The following is a 23,895-nucleotide window of genomic DNA, read 5'->3' on the forward strand; positions in this document are numbered from 1 at the left end:
CTACTTAATCAAAAAACAAAGAAAAGAGAATGGCACAAGGAAAACAGACCCCTCGTCAGAAGATGATCAACCTGATGTATTTGGTGTTCATCGCGATGATGGCCCTAAATATTGATGCAGAAATCATCAGATCATATTATGACTCTACAGTTTCTTTAAAAGCAACACGTATGCTTACGGAAACAAAAAATACTGAGATATTTGAGAAAACACTAGCGGCTAAGGCACAGCAGGTACCAGATACTTATGCACAGCCTTGGGAGCAATATAAGGTATTGAAGCAAAAAATCGATGATTTAGTTTCTCATGCAGAACAAATCAAAGGAAAGCTGAAGAAAGAGGCTGAATTTATAGAAAATGATCCAGCCACTGGTAAGCCAATTGATGTTAGTGAGAATTTTTCTTCACTTAATAATAATGAAGGTGCAACACAATATTTCTTTAAGGATGGAGAAGAAAATACTCTTTCAAAAGGAGCAAATGAGTTAAAGGCTAAGATTGATGCTATAAGAAATTATATCAATACTACTTTCGGACAAAATCATCAATTGCAAGATTTAGTGAATAGAGCTAATGCATCTCTTATAGCTGAATATCCAAAAGGAAAATCTCCAAATGATAAGACCTGGTTTCAGAATAAATTCTATCATCAGCCTTTAATTGGTGCAATCTCCAATTTAGAGATTATCCAAAATGATGCCAGAAACGTACAGTCTGATGCATTGGCAATGTTGCTACAAGAGAAAGTAGATGCAAGTATCAAATTTTCAAGCTATGAGCCTATTGTTTCAGGTCCGGTAGATATCCAGGCAGGAAAACAGGTTGAAGTAAAAGTAATGTTAGGTACTTATTCTACAAGTAACAAGATCAGTATCTCTGGTGTAGGCAGAGTAGAAAACGGTAAAGGTATTACATCTATTTCAGGTTCTGGAATTGGTGAGCATAAATTAGGAGGTACTATTACATTAACAGATGCTTCAGGTAAGCCACAGTCTTTCCCTTGGACGCATACTTATAATGTAATCGCAGGACCTAGAGAAGTAAAACTTGAAAAAGGACTATTACTTTCTGCAGACAAAATGAATGTAATGTATAGAGGACTTGAGAACCCTGTTTCAGGATCAATCTTAGGTGCTGACAATTCTAAACTTTCATTATCTGCTCCGGGTGCATCTGTGAAAAGTACAGGCCCAGGAAAATGGAGTATAAAACCAACTTCGGGTAATACGGTTAAGTTAACATTGTCAGGAACAGATCCTTACGGAAAATCAGTATCTCAGGTGTTTGAATACAGAATTAAAAATGTACCACCACCACAAGGTCAGATCAGAGGAAGCAGTATAGTATCTATGCCGGCAACTTCTATCCAGAACCAAACGGTACAGGCTGCAATTCCTGACTTCGACTTCCCTGTTTCATTTACTGTAACGCAGTTTATGGTAAGAGTACCAGGTAGAGCAGCGCTGTTAGTTCACGGAAATTCATTGAATGACGCTGCTGGACTAGTGAAGAATCTTAGATCCGGAGATGTAGTTTCTATCTTTGATATTAAAGTTACAGCTCAAGGTTTAGATGGCCAGGTTATTAAAAACATTACTCCTATAATTATTAACATTCCATAGGACTAAAATTGTAATTTATTATGAAAAAATATATTAGCACCCTTTTAGTATTAGTTTCGGGATTTGCTTTTTCCCAGACTATTCTGAACGCAGCCTCTCCGGAAGAGTTCAGACAGATGAGAGCGGAAAATAAACAAAAAGTTGGTGATACTATTGTAGATAAAACAGTAAAGCCTCTTGAGTATGGTTTTGTAGAAGACAAGGATATCCTTAAAAGTATGTTTGTATGGGAGATCATTGATATGAATGATAAGATCAACCAGCCATTCTACTATGATAATGAAAATAGTCTTCTTTCTACTCCAACAAGATCTTTATACCAATTATTGTTGGATGCAGCTTTAACAGGAAAGATTCAGCAGGTATATGATGATGAAAACTTTACTGTAAAACTTTCTCCGGAAGGAATTCAGAAAAGATTAGAAAAAGTAATCATCAATGATGCTGCTATTGATATCTTAAACTCAGGAAGACAGCTTACAGAAGCAGAAAAGAAACAATATACTGACGTATTTAAGACCACTACTGATAAAGTAAAAGTTCTTAAAATTATGGGTATGTGGTTTATCGATAAGAGAGATGGACAAATGAAATACAGACCTCTAGGTATCGCTGCAATGGGACCAGATCCTGCAGTACAGGGAGTTATTGGTCCGGATGGTAAGCCTATTGCAGGTAACGATGAGCTTATTGACCTGTTCTGGATCTATTATCCAAGCGCTCGTGATGTTTTAGCAAACAATTTCGTCTTCAACAGAAAAAATTCATCTGCTGACTTATCTTTCGATGATGTAATCAATGCAAGAAGATTTTCTTCTATCATTTATAAGTCTTCAGCTGGTTTAGGGGATGGTACTATTAAGGACTATATTCCTAAAAATGCTGATGAACAGCTGGAAGAAAGCGATAGAATCAAAGCACAGATTCTTGATATGGAAAATGATATGTGGAATTACTAGATTTCACTTGATATTTATAGAAAACCTGAGTATTTTTACTCAGGTTTTTTTATTATGAGAAATGTAGAGTATATTATTGTAGGAGACGGATACGCTGGGCTTTTTATGGCTCATCAGCTAATTAAAAACAACAAGTCCTTTGTCATTTTTTCTGAAGGGAAAAAAAGTGCTTCACAAGTTTCAGCAGGAATTATCAATCCTGTTGTTCTAAAGAAGTTTACCACATTCTGGAAAGCACAGGAGCAAATAGATTTTCTTAAAGACAGTCTGAAGGAAATAGAATCTTATACCGGAGAAAATTATTTGATCAATGCTCCCATTCACAGAATCTTTCATGATGAAAATGAACAGAACCTTTGGTTGAGAAAATCAGAAAATGAAGAATTATCTGCTTTTCTTGACAAAAATTTTGATCGTTTAAATATAGTTAAAAACGACTTTCAGACCGGAAAGGTGAATCAGTCTGCCAGACTTAATGTTAATGGATTTTTCAGTGGTTTATTCAGTTATTTTGAAAAAAACGATCATTTGGTAAAAGAAAAATTCGATTATGCTAAATTGAACCCTTCCGAATCTATATACAAAGATTTTACCTTCAAAAATATTATTTTCTGCGAAGGAATGGGAGTGAAAGATAATCCGTATTTTTCAGAGATCACAGTGAATCCCAATAAAGGTCACCATGTAAAAGTAAAGCTTTCACAGCCAATTCCTGAAAACATAACCATTAAAAAGAAGCATTTTTTATTCCCAACCGAAAACGGACTTTATTTCTATGGGGGAACCTATGACAGAGAGCAGCTTCATCATCATATTGACGAGTCTGCAGTTGAACAATTGGTCAAAGGACTTTCCGAGTTTTATCCATATGATTTTGAAGTGGCAGAAGTACACTTTGGCTTCCGTCCCACAGTAAAAGACAGAAGACCTATCATAGGCAGGCATGAAACATTGAAAAATTTATACGTTTTTAACGGATTAGGTGCCCGTGGTATTCTGAATGGCTGTTATTTTACAAGAGATTTATTCCGCTTTATTGAAGAAGGTGTTCCACTGCATGAAGAAGTTTCTATGAATAGATTTCATTAACATATTTTAGTATATCTATCCAAAAATATAGCATGTATGAATGAAAATATATTAGGTATCATTGCCGGAGTTCTTACTTCTGTTTCCATGATTCCACAATTGATAAAAGTGATCAGAGAGAAGAATGTAGAAGACATTTCTCTGCTTATGCTTTTGGTGCTTATTTCAGGTCTCTCACTGTGGGTATGGTATGGCTTTGAAAAAGGCGAATTACCTATTATTTTGTCAAATGCATTTGCTGTTCTGGTGAACATCAGCCTTCTGATTTGTTACATCATTTACAATAAAAGAGAGTAAAGCACATAAAAAAGACGCCTGAAAATTGGGCGTCTTTTTTTTATTTAAGTGAGATAGAATTATTTTATTGAAGAACAAATTTTGCTAAAGGAGCCATTCTTGCTTTGTTTAAAGTAAGTGTGTTTCCATTCACAGAATAGTTATCTGCAGCAAGGATTGCTTTTGTAAACTGGTTTTCAATATCCAGATCTTCGCAAGCCATCATGGTAGACATTCCCTGGTTGAATTTTATTCTCATCATTTCAGGTTTGATCTCGAATGTTCCTCCCAAACCGTTGCATCCTGCATGTCCTTGGTATCTCATACCATTCATATCAAGTTTGAAATAAGGATTGTTCTTAGGGTTTTTAAGATCAATCGGCTTTCCGTTAAGCTCAGTAAGCTTCCATGTTTTTCCTGTAATATCAGTAGTTGCTTTTTGTGTATTCTGTGTTTTACAAGAAACTACTAAAAACGTTGCGATAACAAGTGCCGATAAATAATAATATAAACTTTTCATAATACTTATTTTTTTTAAGATGAATGGTGTTCAATATGCTAATACGATGCCATTTTCGCCGGACCTGATTGTTTTTTTTCCTGTTTAAGGTGGAATAGGACCATATCTACATTCTTCTTCAGGAAAGTTATATTTCCTTTAATATCAGAATATTGATACTCTTCATTAGAGGCTGTATACTCCGGTAAAGCATCACTTTTTTTAAGGTCAAAAGTTTTACCGTTTAAATGTATAGTTGCGGTATTTTTGGTGCTGTTGATGGTTACTTCTATCTTTTCTCCATAGCTGTCAACATAAACATTTTTGGAAATTTCGTCTGCATTTTCCGGAGCAGCAGTAGTAAAGGTTTCAGTTTCTTTTCCGGGATGCTTACACGCTGTTAGGGAAATAATGGTCAATCCGAAAAGGACTGGTACTAATAATTTTTTCATAGTGAGATGTGATTTTAAAGTGTTCCATGAATAATGATGTTAATGCCTTATAAATTTACAAATATTTTTAATAAATATGTGTTAAATTTTCATAAACTAACAGAAATTATAAATTAAAGTAAATTTATCTCACTGTTTTTGGAAACATTTTTCACGAAACGGGAAATAATAATTGTTGTTGAAAATTAAGGGAAATGGTGTTTAATAAGAGAATTTTAAGCGTATTATTCTCAGGAAGATGTGGTAATTCTTTTTCATTTTTTTTTATCTGCTTGTGTTAATTTTCGGCAAAAGTAATTCAAAAAGGAAAGACAAACAATAAGTTAATATTAATAAAATGAAATCATGACAAAAGTTATGTTAAGTTGTTTTAATTCAGTAATAAAAGTACAGTGAAACTGATTTAAATGGCACTTTATAATGTCAAAAAACACAACAGATTTTTGACTAGAATTTTTTCTAAGGGTAAAAATTGGCTTGATTTTTGAAAATTGATTGGTGCACAGATAGGATGTCAGAATTGTTCAAATTGTGCTTGAATAAAGGAAATATTTACTATTTATAAGGTTTTTATATTCAGGTATTTTAAAGGATAGTTAAATTTTGTTAATCCATGATGATAATATCATAATCTGGGTGTACATTTGCAACTTCAAAATGAGAAACTTCGTAGTATACTTTTTAACCGGTCTTTTTCTGCTCTTTGTAGTAGAAAGCAGAATCGACGTTAAAACTCTTCGAAATGACTATAACAGTCATACCTCTCATCATATGCCAAAAAGAGCCAACCGTTTGAATCAGACTTTTGAAAAACTTTCTGTTCAGCAAATGGCCGACAATGTAGATAATTCAACCTTAGAACTTACCGAAAATAATTTCCAGCTGTCTGATGTATGGCAGGCTGTTATTGTTTTTGCCGGAGTTTTCTCTCTGGTCTATATTTTTGGATTAAAAAGCTATAAAAGATCCAAACCGGATATTCACGGATTTGTTTTGGGCTTGGCGACCAAAAGATTTATTCTTATCCGTTCCATCAGAATTTAAAATTTTTCCGTTCTATTGATTTTCTGCCTGATAACGGGTGGGAAATCCTTACGTTGTGTATGTTGGTAATCATCACATTGTACCCCTTTTATTACCGTTTTTTATTTCTATCAAAACATTAACGATTATATAAACTCTAGAATTATGATAAAAAGAGTTGCTTCGGGAATTGCGCTGAGTGCCCTTTTGTTGGCGGTTGGTTGCAATAAGAAAAAAGAAGAAAAAGAAGAAGTTACCGTCTATCCGGTGACATCCCCTGTGGTAATGGATACCGTAATCAACAAAGAATACGTAGCCCAGATTCAATCTGTAAAAAACATTGAAGTGAGAGCTCAGGAAAAAGGTTTTCTGGAAAAAATCTTTGTAGATGAAGGACAATACGTACAGGCCGGACAAACCTTGTTCCGAATTATGCCAAAACTCTATCAGGCAGAATTATTAAAAGCAAAAGCAGAGGTAGAACAGGCTTCTATCGAACTTAAGAATGCAAGTACATTGGCAGGAAACAACATCGTTTCCAAAAATGAAAAAGCAATGGCAAAAGCCAAGCTGGATGCTGCCAATGCAGAAATGAAACTGGCTCAGATCCACCTTTCATTTACTGATATTAAAGCACCATTCTCTGGTATTATCAACAGAATTCCTTTGAAACTGGGAAGTCTTGTAGATGAAGGAGATCTTTTGACATCATTATCGGATAACACCAATATTTATACGTATTTCAATGTTTCCGAGCCTGAATATTTAAGTTATCAGACTCACGCAGCAGACAGAGGAAGTAACCAGGTATCTCTGATTACTGCTAATGGTGAAATGTATACCCAAAAAGGAGAGATTCAGACGATTGAAGGAGAATTCGATAATGAGACCGGAAATATTGCTTTCAGAGCGAAGTTTCCAAATCCAGATAAACTTCTGAGAAATGGAGAAACAGGAAAGATACAGATGACAATGCCTGTTCATAACGGTTTGATTATTCCACAGAAAGCTACCTATGAAATTCAGGATCAGAAATATGTATTTGTTATTGACAAAAACGGAGTGGCAAAATCCAGAAATATTAAAATTGCTTATGAACTTCCGGATCTTTATATCGTAGGTTCAGGACTTTCAAAAGGAGATCAGATTCTTCTGGAGGGAGTTCAGAAAGTGAAAGATGATCAAAAGGTGAAAACAAAATTCCAGGATCCTAAGAAAGTTCTTCAGTCATTGAAATTAAAAGCAGAGTAGTGGTCTCTAAAATGAAGTAGTATGTTTAAAAAATTCATTCGCAGACCTGTTCTGTCTATAGTAATCTCATTGATTATTGTATTTATGGGAGTATTGTCATTGGTAAAACTACCCGTAACGCAGTTCCCGTCCATTTCTCCGCCTAAAGTAAATATTACCGCAGAATATCCTGGAGCTAACAACGAATTGTTGATTAAATCCGTAGTAATCCCTTTGGAAAGAGGATTAAATGGAGTTCCGGGTATGAAATATATGACCTCAGATGCAGGTAATGATGGGGAAGCTTCCATTCAGCTTGTATTTGATCTGGGGACAGATCCAAACGTAGCTGCAGTAAACGTTCAGAACCGTGTATCTTCGGTAGTGAATAAGCTGCCGCCCCTTGTAGTACGTGAAGGGGTAAAGATCACGCGTGAGGAACCCAACATGTTGATGTACATTAACCTGTATAGTGATGATCCTAAAGCTGACCAGAAATTCCTCTTCAACTATGCAGATATCAACGTGATGTCTGAATTGAGAAGGGTAAGTGGTGTTGGTTTTGCAGATATCCTGGGAACCCGTGAATATGCCATGCGTATCTGGCTAAAACCGGATAGATTAACAGCTTATAATATTTCAGCTGATGAAGTAATGGAATCTCTGAATGAGCAAAGTTTGGAAGCATCTCCGGGTAAAACGGGTGAAAGCTCCGGAAAACGCTCTCAGTCATTTGAATACATCTTAAAATATTCGGGTCGTTTCAACAACGAAAAAGATTACGGAAATATCATTTTAAAAGCAAAGCCGGATGGAGAATCGGTAAGATTAAAAGATGTAGCTGATATAGAATTCGGTAGCTCCATGTATGATATTTATTCTACATTGAACGGGAAACCTTCTGCCGCAATTACTGTAAAGCAATCCTATGGATCTAATGCAAGTGACGTTATCAAAAACGTAAAAGCATTGATGAAAGATCTTGAAAAGAATAATTTCCCTAAAGGAATGCATTATGACATCAGTTATGACGTTTCAAGATTCCTTGATGCATCCATGGAAAAAGTAATCCATACTTTATTTGAGGCTTTCGTTTTGGTGGCCATCGTAGTATTCTTATTCCTTGGAGACTGGCGTTCAACTTTGATTCCAGCCTTGGCCGTTCCGGTTTCATTGGTAGGAACATTCGCTGTAATGTCAGCCTTTGGAATTACCCTGAATATGATTTCCCTCTTTGCCTTAGTAATGGCGATCGGGGTTGTGGTAGATGACGCGATTGTAGTAATTGAAGCCGTTCATGCCAAAATGGAAGAAAAACATCTTTCTCCGTTAAAGGCAACAGAAGAAGCAATGCATGAGATCAGTGGAGCAATTATTGCTATTACGCTGGTAATGGCATCTGTATTCATTCCGATTGCATTTATGTCCGGACCGGTTGGGGTATTTTACCGTCAGTTCTCTATTACAATGGCTTCGTCCATTATCTTATCAGGGGTTGTGGCTCTTACGTTGACACCGGCATTGTGTGCTTTGATCTTGAAAAATAATCATGGAAAAGCTAAAAAGAAAACTCCGATTACCATTTTCCTTGATAAATTCAATAATGTATTTACAAAAGGAGCAGGGAGATATGAAAAGATGCTGAATAAAACAGTAACGAAAAAAACAATTACGTTACCGTTACTATTAGCATTCTGTGCCTGTACATTCTTCCTGAGTAACTCTCTGCCTTCAGGGTTTATTCCGGCAGAAGATCAGGGGATGATCTATGCCATTATTCAGACACCTCCAGGATCTACATTGGAAAGAACCAATCAGATTGCCAAAGAACTTTTGAGAGAATCTGAAGACATTGATGGTGTGCAGTCTGTTTCATCCCTTGCTGGATATGAGATTCTGACAGAAGGAACCGGATCCAACTCAGGAACCTGTCTGATCAACCTTAAAAGCTGGGAAGAACGTAAAGAATCTGCCACAGAGATTATAGAAAAGCTGGAAGAAAAAGCTAAAAATATTCCGGGAGCCAATATCGAATTTTTCCAGCCGCCATCCGTTCCGGGATATGGAGCAGCAGGAGGTTTTGAACTTCGTTTGCTGGATAAAGCAGGAAGTGGAGACTATCATAAAATGGAGCAGGTAAGTAACGATTTTGTGAAGGAGCTTAAGAAGCGTCCGGAGCTGGGGTCGGCATTTACATTCTATTCTGCCAGTTTCCCACAATATATGCTTAAGATTGATAATGATCTTGCAGAACAGAAAGGAGTGACGATTGAAAAAGCGATGGATAACCTATCTACGCTGATCGGATCCAACTACGAAACGAGTTTCATCCGTTTCGACAGACCTTATAAAGTAATTGTTCAGGCTGGTCCTCAATACCGTGCCTTACCAACAGATCTATTGAAATTGTATGTGAAAAATGACAAAGATCAGATGGTTCCATACTCAGATTTTATGAGGTTGGAAAAGGTTTACGGATTATCAGAGATTACAAGACATAACATGTATAACTCTGCAGAGGTGAGTGGAACTCCGGCACCGGGATATAGTAGTGGACAGGCGATCCAGGCGATTCAGGAAGTTGCAGATAAAACACTTCCGAGAGGATTTGGTATCGACTGGGCAGGGATTTCCAAAGATGAAGTAAGCCGGGGAAATGAAGCTGTATTTATCTTCCTGGTGTGTTTAGGATTTGTTTATTTAATCCTTTCTGCACAGTATGAAAGCTTTATTCTTCCGTTACCGGTAATCTTATCTTTGCCAACAGGTATTTTCGGAGCCTTTTTATGTTTAAAACTTTTAGGATTGGAAAACAATATCTACGCACAGGTGGCGATGGTCATGCTTATCGGACTTTTAGGTAAAAATGCCGTGTTAATTGTTGAATTTGCCGTACAGAAGAAAGCTGAAGAAGGAATTCCTGTAGCAAAAGCAGCCATTGAAGGAGCAGCCATTCGTTTCCGTCCGATTCTAATGACATCGTTTGCATTCGTTGCGGGATTGATTCCATTGGTTATCGCAACAGGACCTGGAGCTATTGGTAACAGAACGATTGGTACTGCAGCAGCAGGAGGAATGTTGATTGGAACCATTTTCGGATTGATGATTATCCCAGGATTGTATTATATCTTCGGAACAATTGCAGATAAGTCGAGACTGGCCAAATATGAAGAGGAGAATCCTTTAACAGAACAAACTGAACCTTATGAACATGATGGAAAATTCGAAGACTAAAAATATAATCACAGCCATTGCCTTATCGCTTGTACTTGCAAGCTGTAAGGCGCCAATGGCGACTGTCATAAAAGACGAGGTAAAAGAAAATATTCCTCAGAACTTTAATCAGGAAGAACAGCAGGATGCGAGCAATAACAGTGGAACAACTCCCTGGAGACAGTTCTTTACAGATCCAAACCTGGTAACTTTAATTGAAACAGCGTTAAAAAATAATCAGGAGCTGTTGATCACTCTTCAGGAGATTGAAATTGCAAAAAGTGGTGTTTTAGCCAAAAAAGGAAGATTAACTCCCACTGTTTCTGCAGGGATAGGAGCTGGATTGAAAAAATCTGGTCGTTACACCAGCGAAGGAGCTGGTGATGCTACCACAGAGATTGAACCAGGAAAAGAAATGCCGGATCCGCTTGGAAATTTTGGAGCGGGATTAAATGCAAGCTGGGAGATTGATATCTGGAAAAAACTCAGAACAGAAAAAGAATCTGCAGTTGCCCACTATCTTTCTACAGTGGAAGGAAAGAATTTTGTTTTGTCTAATCTTATTGAAGAAGTTGCTGATAACTATTATGAATTATTGGCCCTGGATAATCAGTTGGATATTATACAACAGTATATCAAGCTTCAGCAGAGAGCGTTGGAAATTTCCAAAATTCAGAAAGAAGCTGCTGCTGCAACAGAACTGGCAGTGAAAAAATTTGAAGCAGAATTAGCGAAATCCAAAGCGGCAGAATATACAATCCGTCAGCAGATCACAGAGAAGGAAAATCAAATTAATGCTTTGCTGGGAAGATATCCACAGCCAATTGTGAGAACAAAGGAAAACTTTATGTCTACGATTCCTCCGACAGTGTATACCGGAATTCCGTCACAGTTATTGGCCAATCGTCCTGACATTAAGCAGGCAGAATTGGAGTTAAAAGCTTCAAAACTGGATGTAGAAGCTGCAAGAAAAGAATTCTATCCTTCTTTGGAGATTTCTGCAACATTAGGTCTGGAGGCTTTCAAACCTTCCTATCTTGTTAAAATGCCGGAATCCATTGCTTACAATCTGGCAGGTGAACTGGCAGGTCCGCTGATTAATAAGAGCGCGATAAAAGCTAATTTCCAGACAGCAGATGCGAAACAGGTTCAGGCATTGTATGAATATGACAAAACCATATTGAATGCTTACCTGGATGTTGCCAATTTAATGTCAAAGGTTAAAAATATAGATCAGTACTATCAATTGAAATCACAGGAAACCAAAGCCCTGGATCAGTCTATTGATATTGCCAATCAATTGTTCCGTAATTCGAGAGCAGATTATCTTGAAGTTCTTTTGAACCAGAGAGATGCACTGGATGCTAAAATGGAGCTTATCGAGGCAAAACAAAAACAGCTCAGCACAGTAGTCGACATCTATAAAAGTTTAGGTGGAGGCTGGAAATAAAACATCATAATTCTATCAATAAACAGTTAATGTTTTTGGGGGTCAATTCTTTTAGAGTTGGCCCTTTTTTATTTTTAATACGACTGGTTTTGTCTCTATACTGTGATAATTTTGCATTAAAATAAGATAAATTTTACTATATCATAAATAAGATTTCATTATTAATAGTATGACTTATGTTAAATGATAGGGTTGTATTTTCTGATGTGTTAATAAAAGTTAAATTCGCGGAATTTTAAAAATCGTTATAAACTCAAATAACAACACAGAATGAAAAAACTTTATCTCAGTGCATTTTCCATATGCGCAGTCTTGGGCTTATCTGCTCAGGAAGTGATGTGGCAGAAAGACATCAAATCCTCTACCCAGGATTTTCTAAGTCAGGTTATCACAACTATTGACCAACAATATCTGATTACAGGAAGTTCTATACAATCTAAAAACCAATCGCCAGCGGCCAGCGGCCAAAAGCAAAACAACGGTTACGATTTTCACCTGGTAAAACTGAATCAGCAGGGAGAAGAAGTCTGGGAAAAATACTTCTCAGGACAGAATCATGATTATTTATCAGCAACCGTTACTACACAAGATGGAGGTTTTCTTTTAGCAGGAACCTCTTATTCTGGAACAGGTCTTGATAAAAAAGAAGATTCCAAAGGAGGATCAGATATCTGGCTTATCCGTATTAATGAATTCGGGGATGAATTGTGGCAGAAAACGTTAGGAACTGTGGCGGATGAAGAAGCCAGAGCTGTGATTCAGACTACAGATCAGGGATTTGTTGTAGCTGGCAATGTTACAGCCCTTCGACAAGCTCAGGATTCTAAGGGTTATGGTTCAAAAGATGTTCTGATCATTAGATTAGACAAAGACGGAAAAGAATTATCCCAAATTATTCTAGGCGGAAAAGGTTTAGATGAGGTAGAAAAGATGATTCCTACAAAAGATGGAGGTGCTTTACTTGGAATTTACTCACGTAGCCATGCCAGCGGAACCAAGAAAACGGAAAATTATGGCGAAGGTGACTACTGGATTATCAAATTGGACAAAACCGGAAAAGTAGAATGGGAAAAGAACTTTGGAGGCAAAGATGATGACCATTTAAGAACCTTAGCCTTGACCTCATCAGGATATATAATAGGCGGAGAATCCAGATCGGAAAGATCCGGAAACAAAACGGTTGGAACCCAGGAAGGAACAGATCTTTGGTTGATTTCTTTAAATGAAAGAGGTGATGAACAGTGGCAGAAGTCCTATAGTTTTAAGAATCGTGATATTTTGATGGGAATGAGCGTTCTACATTCTGCAGATGACAAATCTTCCAAAGGAATTCTTTTAGGAGGCTACACCCAAGCTGAAGGAAGAATTGAGAAAGACGATGAGGTTTTTTGGATGCTGTATTTGGATCAGAATGGGAATGAACAGTGGAGAAAACATGTGAAAGGAGAATCCAGACAAAAGGAGGAAAGACTTTCAGATTTAAAGCTGAATAGGGATGGTTCCATTATTTTGGCCGGAACCAGTGCAGAAGAACTGGGGAAAGAGAACTGGAAGATTGTAAAGTTAGGAGACAAACAGGTTAATGATTTGATTGAAAAGTATGATATCAAGATCTATCCGAACCCTGTCTCAGATTACGCGTATGTAGAAATAGGATATGATTTCAAAGATGCTAATATCCTGTTGTATGATATGTCGGGAAGACAGCTTCAAAACCTTACAACCAAAAATAAAGTCACCAAAATCAATACCCAGGCTTTAGTTCAGGGAGCTTATCTGGTGACCATAAAAACTGATACCAATAAAACGGCAAGTGCCAAATTAATCAAGAAATAAAACATAATGAGAAAAAAATTAATAATGTTATTCAGTCTGGTTACGGTAACAATCTATAGCCAGGCACCTTCTGGTAATTTAATTCAAAATTCCGTAAATAGCATTGCTCCGAAATCTCCTGATGCGGCAGCACTATTTAGGTATACAGAAACACCGGTCTCCCTTTATACAGGAGTACCCAATATCGATATCCCAATTTATACAATTAAGGAAGGAGATATAGAAGTTCCTATATCAATATCATATCATGCAGGAGGAATTAAAGTGACAGATGAAGCTTCTTCGGTAGGGTTAGGATGGTCGCTTAATGCAGGGGGAAGAGTTTCCCATATTATGGCAGGAGTTAATGATTTTAATCTATATGGATATTATAATGTTTATCCAAAAACGGTATATACACAATACGGTGGAATATCAGGATGCCCACAGCTTCCTTGGAACACAGCTACTTATAATGGAGCCTTTTATACGGACTGGTTCATGAAAATAGATAATTCCGCACAATCAACATCAACAATATATGAGGGATTTGATTTTCAGCCGGATCTTTTCTTAATTAACCTTCCTCAAAAAAATTATAAGGCTTACCTTGATATGGCAAAGACAATAAAGCCCAATGGAGCCATTAAGTTTTTAATATCTGGACAAGAGAACATCAATTTTAAGTTGATTGGAGCAGCAAATTCAGGAGGGAGTTATACTTTTCAGGTAACTGATGAAAGAGGGCTAAATTATTATTTTGATAAAGGAGAAATAACAACACGTGAAACGGGTTGGAATACCATATCAGGACTTTCGAGAATACTTTCCAAAATTGAAGATACGAAAGGGCATACAGTTAATTTCTATAATTCCAATAGCGTCCGAAATGCTAGATTGTCAGGTTGTAAAAATACACGGACTGATTTTTCATATCTGTCGGGACCCAATCAAAATTTGGGGTATGATAAAGAGAATGGATTAACGGATTGTTCTAAACAACTTACTGATGAAAGCTATTTAGAAAAAATAGAATTTACTAACGGGAAAGTTGAATTTATCTGGACAGCAAGAGATGATATTTATAATTCTAAAAAATTGTCTTCAATTAAAATTTACAATAATTATAAGCTTATCAAGCAATATGATTTCAATTACGATTATTTTGTTGCGACTGATAATTTGAATACAAGCCAATTAGCAGCCTGGTTAGGGGCCTCTAGTAATAATATATTTACGCATCGATTAAAGTTAGTAAGTGTAACAGAATCTGTAAAAAATGAAAAATACTCTTTTGAATATAACTCTAGCTATAATTTACCAAACAAATTAAGTTATTCTTCGGACTTTTGGGGGTATTACAACGGACAAAATAATAGTGATACATTTATCCCTAATCCCGAAAAATATATAAAAGGAGAAACGGTATACAATGTTACATCTTTTAATAAAGATGATTCAAATTACTGGTATAATGAATCCTTTGCATCTCCAACGTTTAATCCAAATAATGGAGGCTCCCAAATTTATTATAACTTTTCACCGGATGGTAAACATTATCTTTCGGATAGAAGGACTTCTTTATATTCTTTAGCAGGAATGTTGACCGCTATTAATTATCCTACAGGTGGTAAGACCGAATATGAATATGAGCCAAACACATTTTCTAATTTTCCTATGCAGTCATTAATTAATGACAATACAAGCAAAGAAGCAGGAGGAAGTCATACTATTAATACTATTAGTGGAAATATTGTTAATACAGGTAACCCAATAGAATTTAATGTTATAGGCAATAATATTAAGGTCAATATTTTTTCTCATTTTGGTTTTAATTTTCTGTCTTCTGTAAGTGATGATGTAAAGAAATCTTTTTGGACATATGTAAAAAATAAATCAACAGGAGCAATTGTAAAAAAAATATATAATCCAAATATAGGTTCCTATCAGACTACTCTTGTCTCCGATAATGTAATTTTACAATCTGATACGTATGAAGTTGGAATGTCTTATAATAATGATTTTACTGTGGCAAATATACAGGTTTCAGGAGGCAGCAATGCTATTGATAATACATATAAGGTAAAGTATGTTAATGAAAAAAGCATTATTAACGGGATTGAATATAATTACAGCTCCGGCGCAGGAGCTAGAATTAAAAATATTAAAACAACTGAAAAAGCGGGGGCAAATCCAATTGTCAAAAACTATATCTATGATGAAGTTTCAGATAATGGAACTAAAATTACTTCTAATGGAAAATTAGCGGAGCTTCCAAAGTTTTTTGAAATAGAAAATAGGTGTTTCTATAGAGATGCAACAAGTAATAATGAATCTATTTATTCCAATCCAGGATGTTATATGAATCTTGAACCAGCTAAAACTCCTTTCAAAATGTCCATTTATGAAGGTCTACCAAACCAAGGGACTTCAACATTGCCCCAAGGTAAATATGTGGGTTACTCAAAAGTAATAGAGCAAACTGTGGGTAGAGGAAAAAAAGAAAGCTATTTTAAGAGTGATTACAATCAATCTTGTCTGTTGATGGGAGCAAAAGGAGAGTCATTACTTATTGGTGATGGTGACCTTTTAAAACAAAGTAACTATGATAGTAATAATAATCTAATAAATGAAGTCATATATAATTATAAGCAAAATAACCAGGATGGTTTGAATACTTATGTTTTGCCTGGAACAGTTATTGAGCCAATAAGTAACTTTTTAAAAGGTACGGGACAACACATAAGTTATCCTGATCAAGGAATTATTTATAACTCGTTTGCAGGGCTTTTTTTCAATTACTCAATTAATTTGTGGAAATCTTTATTAGAATCTACAACTACGAAAGAATACTTTCCTGCAGGATCAAACACCTTTGTCGAAACAAAAACTTTAACTACGTATAATAATAGATATCAGCCGAGTATTCAGAAAATTACTAACCCTGATAAATCAATAAACGAAACCACCTATAATTATGCTGTAGAAAAAGGAAATCAGCTGATGGTTAATAAAAATATGGTTGAAATTCCATTAGAAACTATTGTAACCAAAACTGACAATGGAATAACCAAAACTTTATCAAAAATAGAAACTGTTTATCCTACTTCAATACCAGATTCTCAAACAGGTAATTTTGTAGTGCCAAAATCTGTAATGTCTTATGATTTAGCAAGCAATACATCTTTGACAGAGATGAAAGTGGATAAATATGATGAAAAAGGAAATATTATTCAGTATACAACAAAAGAAGGATCTCCGGTATCTGTTATTTGGGGATATAATTTTAGCCTGCCAATAGCAAAAATTGAAGGTGCACAATATAATGATATTGCTATGTACGTTAATGATATTATTGCAACATCTGATTATGATGCATTGAACCCTACTAAAGAAGAAGTTTTATTAAGTGCAGAAGACAATTTAAGAAAAAATACTAATCTAATTAATTATCAAATTACCACTTATACACATGATCCTCTAATTGGCGTAACAAGTGTCACTCCGTCTTCAGGAGTTAGGGAATACTACAAGTATGATACAACCAATAGATTAGAGAAAATTGTAGATGCTAATAATAAAATAGTTAAAGAATTTAAATACCACTATGGGACGACAAATTCTATAATTTATTCCAATACGGTACAAAGTAAGACATTTACAAGAACAAATTGTACAGGAAATTCTATTGGTAGTTCTTATATATATACAGTTCCGGCGGGATCATATTCTTCCGATGTAAGTCAATTAGCTGCAGATCAGAAAGCTTTAGATGATATTAACATGAATGGTCAAAATATAGCAAACCAAAACGGAACTTGCATGTCATCAGTATCTTGTCCGTTTACATTTTCATCCGTTACGGCAAATTCTCAGTTTAAATATAATAATACTTCAACGATAAATAATAATGTTAGTTTCAATGTTTCTTTTTCTGCGTATGGAATATGGCAGAACTGGGCGAATGGGGTTAACATAGGAACAATTGAAGGGGATTGCAAACCTACAGTTAATAAAGAAATTACTTATTCTGAGCCAAACTTTAACCGTCAGTGGAAAATTTTTATAGATACTTCAGGTACTTGTACTTTAAGATTAATTTCAGGAACTGTAGATGGCTCGTCAACCAATCCAATTATTTTACAATTCCAATATCAAAAATAACAAATCATGAAAAAAATACTCATCCCCATTGGTACTCTCCTTTTATCAGGAGTGGTACATGCACAATTAAGTTCCTCGGAAAATTATGTTTATTCCAAAAAATACCTTGACTATAATGGAACCTCAGCTACAAAATCTTCAGAAACCGTTCAGTATTTTGACGGTTTGGGAAGACCAAAACAAATTGTTAATGTAAAAGCATCTCCATTAGGAAAAGATGTGGTAACTCCTATTAAATATGATCAGTTCGGAAGACAGGTTCAGGATTATCTTCTTGTTCCTCAAGGAGGAACGCTGAACGGAGCCATTACTCCAGATCCCTTAAGTAATCTAGGAAGTACACCTTATGGTACTGAGAAGATTTATTCTGAAAAGGTTCTAGAGAATTCCCCTTTAGACAGGATTCAGCAGCAGATTCAGGTAGGCAATGACTGGAATACCAAGACTGTTAAATTCGGATATGAGACCAATACAACAGCAGACAATGTAAGAAAATTTGCGACCTCTACCAGCTGGGCTAATGAAGCTACTTTATCAGCGATCAGTAATAATGGAATGTACGCAGGATCCCAACTCTATAAAAATACGGTAACGGATGAAGACGAAAATAAAACCATAGAGTTTAAAAATGGTAAAGGACAGGTTTTATTGGTCAGAAAAGTGATTAGTACTACTGAAAATGCGGATACTTATTATGTTTACAATGAGTATGATCAGCTGGCTTTTGTTCTTCCTCCACTTTTATCAAAGTTAGCCAGTTGGGGAATGTCGGAGCATGATGCCTTGGCTTATCAGTATCGTTATGATGGAAAGGGAAGGTTGGTAGAAAAAAAGCTTCCCGGTAAAGGATGGGAGTATATGGTTTATGATAAGCAAGATCGATTGGTAGCCATTCAGGATGCGAAATTAAGAGAGCAGAACCAGTGGCTGTATACCAAGTATGATCAGTTTGGAAGAGTAGCTTTTACAGGGATTGCAACAGGGTCTTCAAGAAATACTGAACAGGCTCTGGCAGATAGTTTTGCAGGTAACAATGTAAAAAGAACAAATTTCGTTTTCTTTAACAGAGAGGGAATGGATGTGTATTATGATCCCAATAGCACTTATCCTAATGTCAATTGGGTAAAGTTATTATCAGTAAACTATTACGACTCTTATCCATCGTATAGTTTCAATCCTGCTTTTCCTTCTGTTATTTTAGGGGAAAACACCCTTACAGACAATCCTGCAAATACAGAAAGAAGTACCAAAGGATTGCCGGTAATGAGTTTTGTAAAGAATATTGAAGATGATAACTGGACGAAGAACTACACCTATTATGATACCAAAGGAAGGGGAATAGGTTCTTATTCGATTAATTATTTAGGTGGATATACTAAAACAGAATCCAAGTTGGATTTTGCAGGAATGCCCAAACAGACCAAAACTTATCATAAAAGACTCAATACCGATACTGAGAAAGTCATTGCGGAAACTTTTGAATATGATAATGAGAACAGGTTATTGGTACATAAACATCAGGTGGACAGTAATCCGGTAGAAATTCTGGTACAGAATGAGTACAATGAGCTTTCACAACTGAAAAATAAAAAGGTTGGAAATAATTTGCAAAGTATTGATTACTCGTATAATATTAGGGGTTGGCTCACTAAGATCAACAATCCTGCTAACTTAGCAGGTAAATTGTTTGGTTACGAAATAAAGTATATCAACCCTGTTAATAGCTCATTAGCTACCGGAAAATACAACGGAAATATTGCTGAGATAGACTGGATGGCTTCAGGTGATGGTATTTTAAGAAGATATTCTTACCAATATGATGCATTAGACAGGTTGAAAAGTGGAATTTATTCTGAGCCGAATGCTTCCATCCCTCAAAATAATTATTATAATGAATCTTTGAGCTATGACCTGAATGGGAATATTACCTCTTTACAAAGAAACAGAAATGCAGAATATATCGGAGCACAGCTCATGGACAACCTCAGCTATTCCTACACAGGAAATAGACTTGATGCAGTTATGGACAGTTCGGGAAATTATTTTGGCTATCCCGATACTTCAGGAACACTTATTCATTATGATACCAACGGAAATATGACGGATCATGTAGATAAAGGAATATTACAGATTGATTACAATTACCTGAATCTTCCGAATTATATTAAGTTTAATAAAGCATTATCTGTAAGGGCAACAGGAAATATCAATGAAAACACAAATTATCTTTATCGTGCAGACGGAATTAAACTAAGAAAAATATATAATTTTGCTCCTTATAATCCACTAGGAACCATTACACAGTTATCTACAAAAATTACAGAATATTTGGATGGTTTCCAGTATGAGGCCTCTGGAGCCAAAAAAAATACAACGGTTCTAGCATTACAATTCTTCCCAACTTCAGAGGGATATTATGACTTTGTAAAAAATAAGTATATTTACCAGTATAAGGATCAAGTAGGAAATATTCGATTGGGGTTCTTTAAAGATACATCAGGAAATGCAGTAATCGACAGAACAACAGATTACTATCCTTTCGGACTAGAGTTTGGCGGAGATTTGAATATTGGCGGCTCTATGTCTCCGAATTACACCTATACTTCACAGGGACAGGAAAAACAAATGGAAACAGGATGGGTATCTTACAGATGGAGAAATTATGATCCGACTATAGGTAGATTTTTTGGGATAGATCCTTTGGCGGAGAAGTTTCCTCATAATAGCACATATGCATTTCAGGAAAATATGATAGGGATGGGTATTGAGTTAGAAGGATTAGAATTGCTTAGAAATAATTCAGGATATTTTGCTATTCGTGGAAATGAAATGATTGTAAAACAAGCTCCGGCTTCACAGAGAGACAGTTTTGGAAGGCCATCTTTCACAGCTGCAGATATTGGTTTATCAACAAATGGATATAATCCCACAGTACCAAGAATAAGTTCTGGGGAAACAGGATTGAAGCTAAATTCTTATAACTATAATGGATCGAAACCTGAAGGCGCAACAATGGAAAATGCGGAAACGGAGAGCATGGGAGAACAAGGAGTTGAAACAACAGGTTCAAATAGATTAGCTGAAGCTAAAGAGAAATTGGCTACTGTAGCAGATGGTGTAAAGGAATTGATGAACAATGCTTTTATGGCTATGGATATACCTGCTGCTATAAAAAGTACGGATGACCATGTAAAAGCAGCGAAAGATATTAATATGGTCGAAGGAAATGCAAAATTCATGGGGCAAGCAATAGGTCTTGTTGATAATAGTGGTATTAAAATGAATAGACAAACAAGAAATGATGTTATAAACTATGTTTATGATGGTACGTTATCTACTAAAGGTTTAATGCCAAATTCATCGATTATTCAAAATGGTAATACTATTTTAAAAGCAAATAAATTACCTATTCGTCCAAGCCAAGATCAAATAAAAAAAATGCTAAACGATAAACAAAAACAAATTGAAAAAAATCTTAGAAATATTCCACAATAATGAAAACAATAAAAATTTTTAAACTAATACTTATACTTATAATTTTGTTCAGTTTTAATAATTGTGTCAATCAGAAGCAAAAAGATGAAGACCAAATAAAAAAAACTGTAAAAAATTATTGGAAAGCTGTAAAAGAAAATAACCTTGAAGAGTATAAGAATCTTTTCGAGGAAAAGGAATCTTTTGATGGTGGTATACAAGGAGAATTTTATTTTTTGCATGATAATTATGAAAAAATAAATTCTAATGATATTTTACTCAAAAAGATAAAAATTAAAGATACAGTAGGATTAGCTCCTTCAATCAAATTAAAATATGTACAATTTATTATAGAAAAAAAGAACGATTCAAATAATTTGAAAAAAGATTTAATAATTACATTAACCTTTTACAAACCTGTAGGGTATAATAAAATATTTAACCCATCTACCTTAGAAAATCACATAGGTTGGAATGAAAATTAAATTTAAAAAGGTGAAAAATATTATTTTATTAATTCTACCGTTTTTTTGTTTTTCGCAAAATAAAAATAATGATTTGAACTATTTGCAAAAAGCAATGAAGGATATTCAGAATAATGATTTCACTGCTGCTATTTCAAATCTGGATAAAAATTTAAAAGTATTCCCTAATGATGCGTCTTCCTTTTATTTTAAGGGACATTCTCAAATTGTAATTGGAGAAAATGAAAAAGGTTGCAAAACTCTAATTGATGCAATTTATTATGGGAGTAATAATGCCAAGAAAGTTTATGCTGAAAAATGCATAGATTATAACCCTAAACTTAATATTGAAAAATTTAAGTCAGGGAAATTTTCTTTACAAATTTTAAGTGAAGAGAATTTAATTTATACTTTTGAACGTAGAAATAATATTCAATATGAGAAAAATGAAAATCAAACTTATGCAGGGAAAATTATTTGGCTTGGAAATGGTGAGTATAAAATAATTGCAGATCAAAAAACTGAGAAGACGATGAATGAAAATCCAAAGTTTATCATCAGAGTTTTAAAGATTGAAAAAAATGAGTATCTATACGAAAAAATTGAGGATGCTCAAGTTCAATTTGGATTAGTAAAAAAACTTTAGTTGAATTACATTTAATTATTCTTTTACTAAATAAAACAACCTTATAAAGATAGAGTGATTAAAAAATTCCCACTACCGCACGATTGCATCGTGTGGCATGTCTGCCCAGCAGCAAAAAGTCTCCAGACTTTAAGCTTATTAAATAAACTATCTTTGGGTTTCCAAGGTAGAATAAATAACAACCCTTGCATATTTGCAAGGGTTGTTCATATAGATTATTGTCATACAAGCTTGTATAATAAATTTTCTTTACTTTTATGCTTCATATATTCATTGTTTATAATATAATAAGAGCTTAACACTATTATCTAAAATCCCCCGCTCCCGCACGATTGTATCGTTTTGGTACTTATACAGATTATCTTGTATTAGTTAAATATATAAAGAGCTATTGTTAGAAATATAAGATAAAGGTTCTTAGGAATTCAATTTTATATATTGGTCTATAGTTTTTCAACCACACGAAAGGATTCGTGCGGTAGCGGGGACATAGGGAAAACATATTTAGGATTTAATGGACAGGCTTCTTATATACCAGCTAATAGCAATGGGTCAGCAGAACTTCTCGGTTTATCTAATTGGTTTAGGGATGCTATATCAGGAACAACTTCTGCTATGTCTTCACAACTGTCAGGAGGATGGGATAGTAATTTTATAAGAAGTTTCACTGGTGATTTTCTTAATGTTGGTGTTGGCTTTTCGGGAATTGCATCTGGAGGAGCAGGAACCAGTTGGGAGTTAAATTGGGTGTTGCATGGCCCAGAAGCAAGTTTTTATCCAGCAATTACAACAACACCATCTGTAGGCGGAGGGTATAATGTTGATGCCACTTTTAATGTAGGAAATGTTAATTATACAGGAAAGGCTTCTGAAATTACTCGAAGTATGCTCGTTACCAATACAACAAATGGAGATATTCCTACAGCTTGGGGGTCTGGTTCATTGTCTGCTGGTGGAAATATTGGAGTGACAGGAGCTGCAACAAGATTGAGCGGAGGGAAATATTTAATTGGAGGTCAAATAAATCTTGGTTTAGGGCTTCCATTAGGACCAGTCCCTTTTAATGGTTCAGCAGGTGTTTCAAATACATATTTAATACATGATTTTTATAAAAAATAATGAATAAAAAGATACTAATTCTATTAGCAGTTATATCTGTAGTATTACTCTACTTTTATTACGGGGGAAATTACATGGATGATAGGGGGAAAAAATATTTCAATCAGTTTAATAAAATGTCTATAAATGATACCATTTTGAATTTGAATGAATTTTCCAGAGGTGTAAAATTACATTTTAAGAATAAAGAAGTTGTCTTTTATCCTTTAACAAGTGAACTTAATGAAAATAATATATTTCTTTTTATAGCTAAAAAAGGAGATAGAGTTATAAAAAAACCTTTTCAAGATACACTGACATTGGAAAAAAAGGATGGAACTATCTTAAAATACATGTTTGTAAAATCTGAGTAATAAAAGAGGTTAAAGAAAATTATTCTATATTCCTCCTGCTGGCGCGA

The 23,895-nt window shown here is 35.0% G+C and carries 17 protein-coding genes; 15 read left to right on the top strand and 2 right to left on the bottom strand.

Going from position 1 to position 23,895, the window contains the following annotated elements:
* Window positions 1-29: 29 nt before the first annotated feature.
* From LKL37_RS18915 to LKL37_RS18930, 4 genes are read left to right on the top strand one after another with little or no spacing between them, the layout of a single operon-like run.
* Entirely contained in the window at window positions 30-1,622 is a 1,593-nt protein-coding gene (locus LKL37_RS18915; RefSeq protein WP_431612003.1) for a GldM family protein, read from the top strand.
* A 20-nt stretch (window positions 1,623-1,642) separates the two neighbouring features.
* The gene (gene gldN / locus LKL37_RS18920; protein WP_431612004.1) at window positions 1,643-2,581 is read left to right on the top strand and encodes a gliding motility protein GldN; all 939 of its coding nucleotides are present in this window, start codon (window positions 1,643-1,645) and stop codon (window positions 2,579-2,581) included.
* A gap of 54 nt (window positions 2,582-2,635) precedes the next feature.
* Window positions 2,636-3,670 carry an NAD(P)/FAD-dependent oxidoreductase gene (locus tag LKL37_RS18925; protein ID WP_431612005.1) on the top strand — a complete coding sequence of 345 codons (1,035 nt, stop codon included), beginning with the start codon at window positions 2,636-2,638 and terminating at the stop codon, window positions 3,668-3,670.
* A gap of 36 nt (window positions 3,671-3,706) precedes the next feature.
* On the top strand, window positions 3,707-3,967 hold the full coding sequence (locus LKL37_RS18930) for a SemiSWEET transporter (RefSeq protein ID WP_431612006.1): 261 nt from the start codon (window positions 3,707-3,709) through the stop codon (window positions 3,965-3,967).
* 64 nt (window positions 3,968-4,031) lie between these two features.
* Here the strand turns inward: LKL37_RS18930 and LKL37_RS18935 are convergent, their stop codons facing one another.
* Window positions 4,032-4,466: an META domain-containing protein gene (locus LKL37_RS18935; RefSeq protein WP_431612007.1), complete on the bottom strand. Its 435-nt coding sequence runs from the start codon at window positions 4,464-4,466 to the stop codon at window positions 4,032-4,034.
* A 38-nt stretch (window positions 4,467-4,504) separates the two neighbouring features.
* A complete protein-coding gene (locus tag LKL37_RS18940) occupies window positions 4,505-4,897 on the bottom strand; it encodes a multicopper oxidase domain-containing protein (RefSeq protein ID WP_431612008.1) in 393 nt (130 codons plus the stop codon).
* Between the two features lie 657 nt (window positions 4,898-5,554).
* Here LKL37_RS18940 and LKL37_RS18945 point away from each other — a divergent pair.
* The 11 genes from LKL37_RS18945 to LKL37_RS18995 all read left to right on the top strand — a co-directional run bounded on the left by LKL37_RS18945 (window position 5,555) and on the right by LKL37_RS18995 (window position 23,848).
* A complete protein-coding gene (locus tag LKL37_RS18945) occupies window positions 5,555-5,941 on the top strand; it encodes a hypothetical protein (RefSeq protein WP_431612009.1) in 387 nt (128 codons plus the stop codon).
* Between the two features lie 147 nt (window positions 5,942-6,088).
* Complete coding sequence (locus tag LKL37_RS18950; protein WP_431612154.1) at window positions 6,089-7,171, top strand: efflux RND transporter periplasmic adaptor subunit; 1,083 nt, start codon at window positions 6,089-6,091, stop codon at window positions 7,169-7,171.
* Window positions 7,172-7,192: 21 nt separating this feature from the next.
* The gene (locus tag LKL37_RS18955; RefSeq protein WP_431612010.1) at window positions 7,193-10,384 is read left to right on the top strand and encodes an efflux RND transporter permease subunit; all 3,192 of its coding nucleotides are present in this window, start codon (window positions 7,193-7,195) and stop codon (window positions 10,382-10,384) included.
* Window positions 10,356-11,813, top strand: a complete 1,458-nt coding sequence (locus tag LKL37_RS18960) for a TolC family protein (protein WP_431612011.1) — start codon at window positions 10,356-10,358, stop codon at window positions 11,811-11,813. Before LKL37_RS18955 ends, LKL37_RS18960 begins: the two co-directional genes overlap by 29 nt.
* Before the next feature lie 270 nt (window positions 11,814-12,083).
* Window positions 12,084-13,649, top strand: coding sequence for a T9SS type A sorting domain-containing protein (locus tag LKL37_RS18965; RefSeq protein WP_431612012.1), 1,566 nt, complete (start codon window positions 12,084-12,086; stop codon window positions 13,647-13,649).
* A 6-nt stretch (window positions 13,650-13,655) separates the two neighbouring features.
* A complete protein-coding gene (locus tag LKL37_RS18970; protein WP_431612013.1) occupies window positions 13,656-17,792 on the top strand; it encodes a DUF5977 domain-containing protein in 4,137 nt (1,378 codons plus the stop codon).
* A gap of 6 nt (window positions 17,793-17,798) precedes the next feature.
* Window positions 17,799-21,287, top strand: coding sequence for a DUF6443 domain-containing protein (locus LKL37_RS18975; RefSeq protein ID WP_431612014.1), 3,489 nt, complete (start codon window positions 17,799-17,801; stop codon window positions 21,285-21,287).
* Entirely contained in the window at window positions 21,287-21,751 is a 465-nt protein-coding gene (locus LKL37_RS18980; RefSeq protein WP_431612015.1) for a hypothetical protein, read from the top strand. Before LKL37_RS18975 ends, LKL37_RS18980 begins: the two co-directional genes overlap by 1 nt.
* Entirely contained in the window at window positions 21,741-22,376 is a 636-nt protein-coding gene (locus LKL37_RS18985; RefSeq protein WP_431612016.1) for a hypothetical protein, read from the top strand. Before LKL37_RS18980 ends, LKL37_RS18985 begins: the two co-directional genes overlap by 11 nt.
* Window positions 22,377-22,991: 615 nt before the next feature.
* The gene (locus LKL37_RS18990) at window positions 22,992-23,495 is read left to right on the top strand and encodes a hypothetical protein (RefSeq protein WP_431612017.1); all 504 of its coding nucleotides are present in this window, start codon (window positions 22,992-22,994) and stop codon (window positions 23,493-23,495) included.
* Window positions 23,495-23,848: a hypothetical protein gene (locus LKL37_RS18995; RefSeq protein WP_431612018.1), complete on the top strand. Its 354-nt coding sequence runs from the start codon at window positions 23,495-23,497 to the stop codon at window positions 23,846-23,848. The genes LKL37_RS18990 and LKL37_RS18995 overlap by 1 nt, the downstream gene beginning before the upstream one ends.
* The last annotated feature ends 47 nt before the right edge of the window (window positions 23,849-23,895 follow it).

Origin of the sequence: Chryseobacterium sp. 'Rf worker isolate 10' (assembly GCF_050753305.1) — a bacterium.
Lineage (GTDB): Bacteria > Bacteroidota > Bacteroidia > Flavobacteriales > Weeksellaceae > Chryseobacterium.

Coding starts and splice junctions, on each gene's coding strand:
- LKL37_RS18930 (WP_431612006.1), top strand. CDS start 3,707: ATGAATGAAAATATATTAGGTATCATTGCCGGAGTTCTTACTTCTGTT.
- LKL37_RS18975 (WP_431612014.1), top strand. CDS start 17,799: ATGAAAAAAATACTCATCCCCATTGGTACTCTCCTTTTATCAGGAGTG.
- LKL37_RS18915 (WP_431612003.1), top strand. CDS start 30: ATGGCACAAGGAAAACAGACCCCTCGTCAGAAGATGATCAACCTGATG.
- gldN (WP_431612004.1), top strand. CDS start 1,643: ATGAAAAAATATATTAGCACCCTTTTAGTATTAGTTTCGGGATTTGCT.
- LKL37_RS18925 (WP_431612005.1), top strand. CDS start 2,636: ATGAGAAATGTAGAGTATATTATTGTAGGAGACGGATACGCTGGGCTT.
- LKL37_RS18955 (WP_431612010.1), top strand. CDS start 7,193: ATGTTTAAAAAATTCATTCGCAGACCTGTTCTGTCTATAGTAATCTCA.
- LKL37_RS18970 (WP_431612013.1), top strand. CDS start 13,656: ATGAGAAAAAAATTAATAATGTTATTCAGTCTGGTTACGGTAACAATC.
- LKL37_RS18995 (WP_431612018.1), top strand. CDS start 23,495: ATGAATAAAAAGATACTAATTCTATTAGCAGTTATATCTGTAGTATTA.
- LKL37_RS18940 (WP_431612008.1), bottom strand. CDS start 4,897: ATGAAAAAATTATTAGTACCAGTCCTTTTCGGATTGACCATTATTTCC.
- LKL37_RS18945 (WP_431612009.1), top strand. CDS start 5,555: ATGAGAAACTTCGTAGTATACTTTTTAACCGGTCTTTTTCTGCTCTTT.
- LKL37_RS18985 (WP_431612016.1), top strand. CDS start 21,741: ATGAAAATTAAATTTAAAAAGGTGAAAAATATTATTTTATTAATTCTA.
- LKL37_RS18965 (WP_431612012.1), top strand. CDS start 12,084: ATGAAAAAACTTTATCTCAGTGCATTTTCCATATGCGCAGTCTTGGGC.
- LKL37_RS18935 (WP_431612007.1), bottom strand. CDS start 4,466: ATGAAAAGTTTATATTATTATTTATCGGCACTTGTTATCGCAACGTTT.
- LKL37_RS18990 (WP_431612017.1), top strand. CDS start 22,992: ATGTCTTCACAACTGTCAGGAGGATGGGATAGTAATTTTATAAGAAGT.
- LKL37_RS18980 (WP_431612015.1), top strand. CDS start 21,287: ATGAAAACAATAAAAATTTTTAAACTAATACTTATACTTATAATTTTG.
- LKL37_RS18960 (WP_431612011.1), top strand. CDS start 10,356: ATGAACATGATGGAAAATTCGAAGACTAAAAATATAATCACAGCCATT.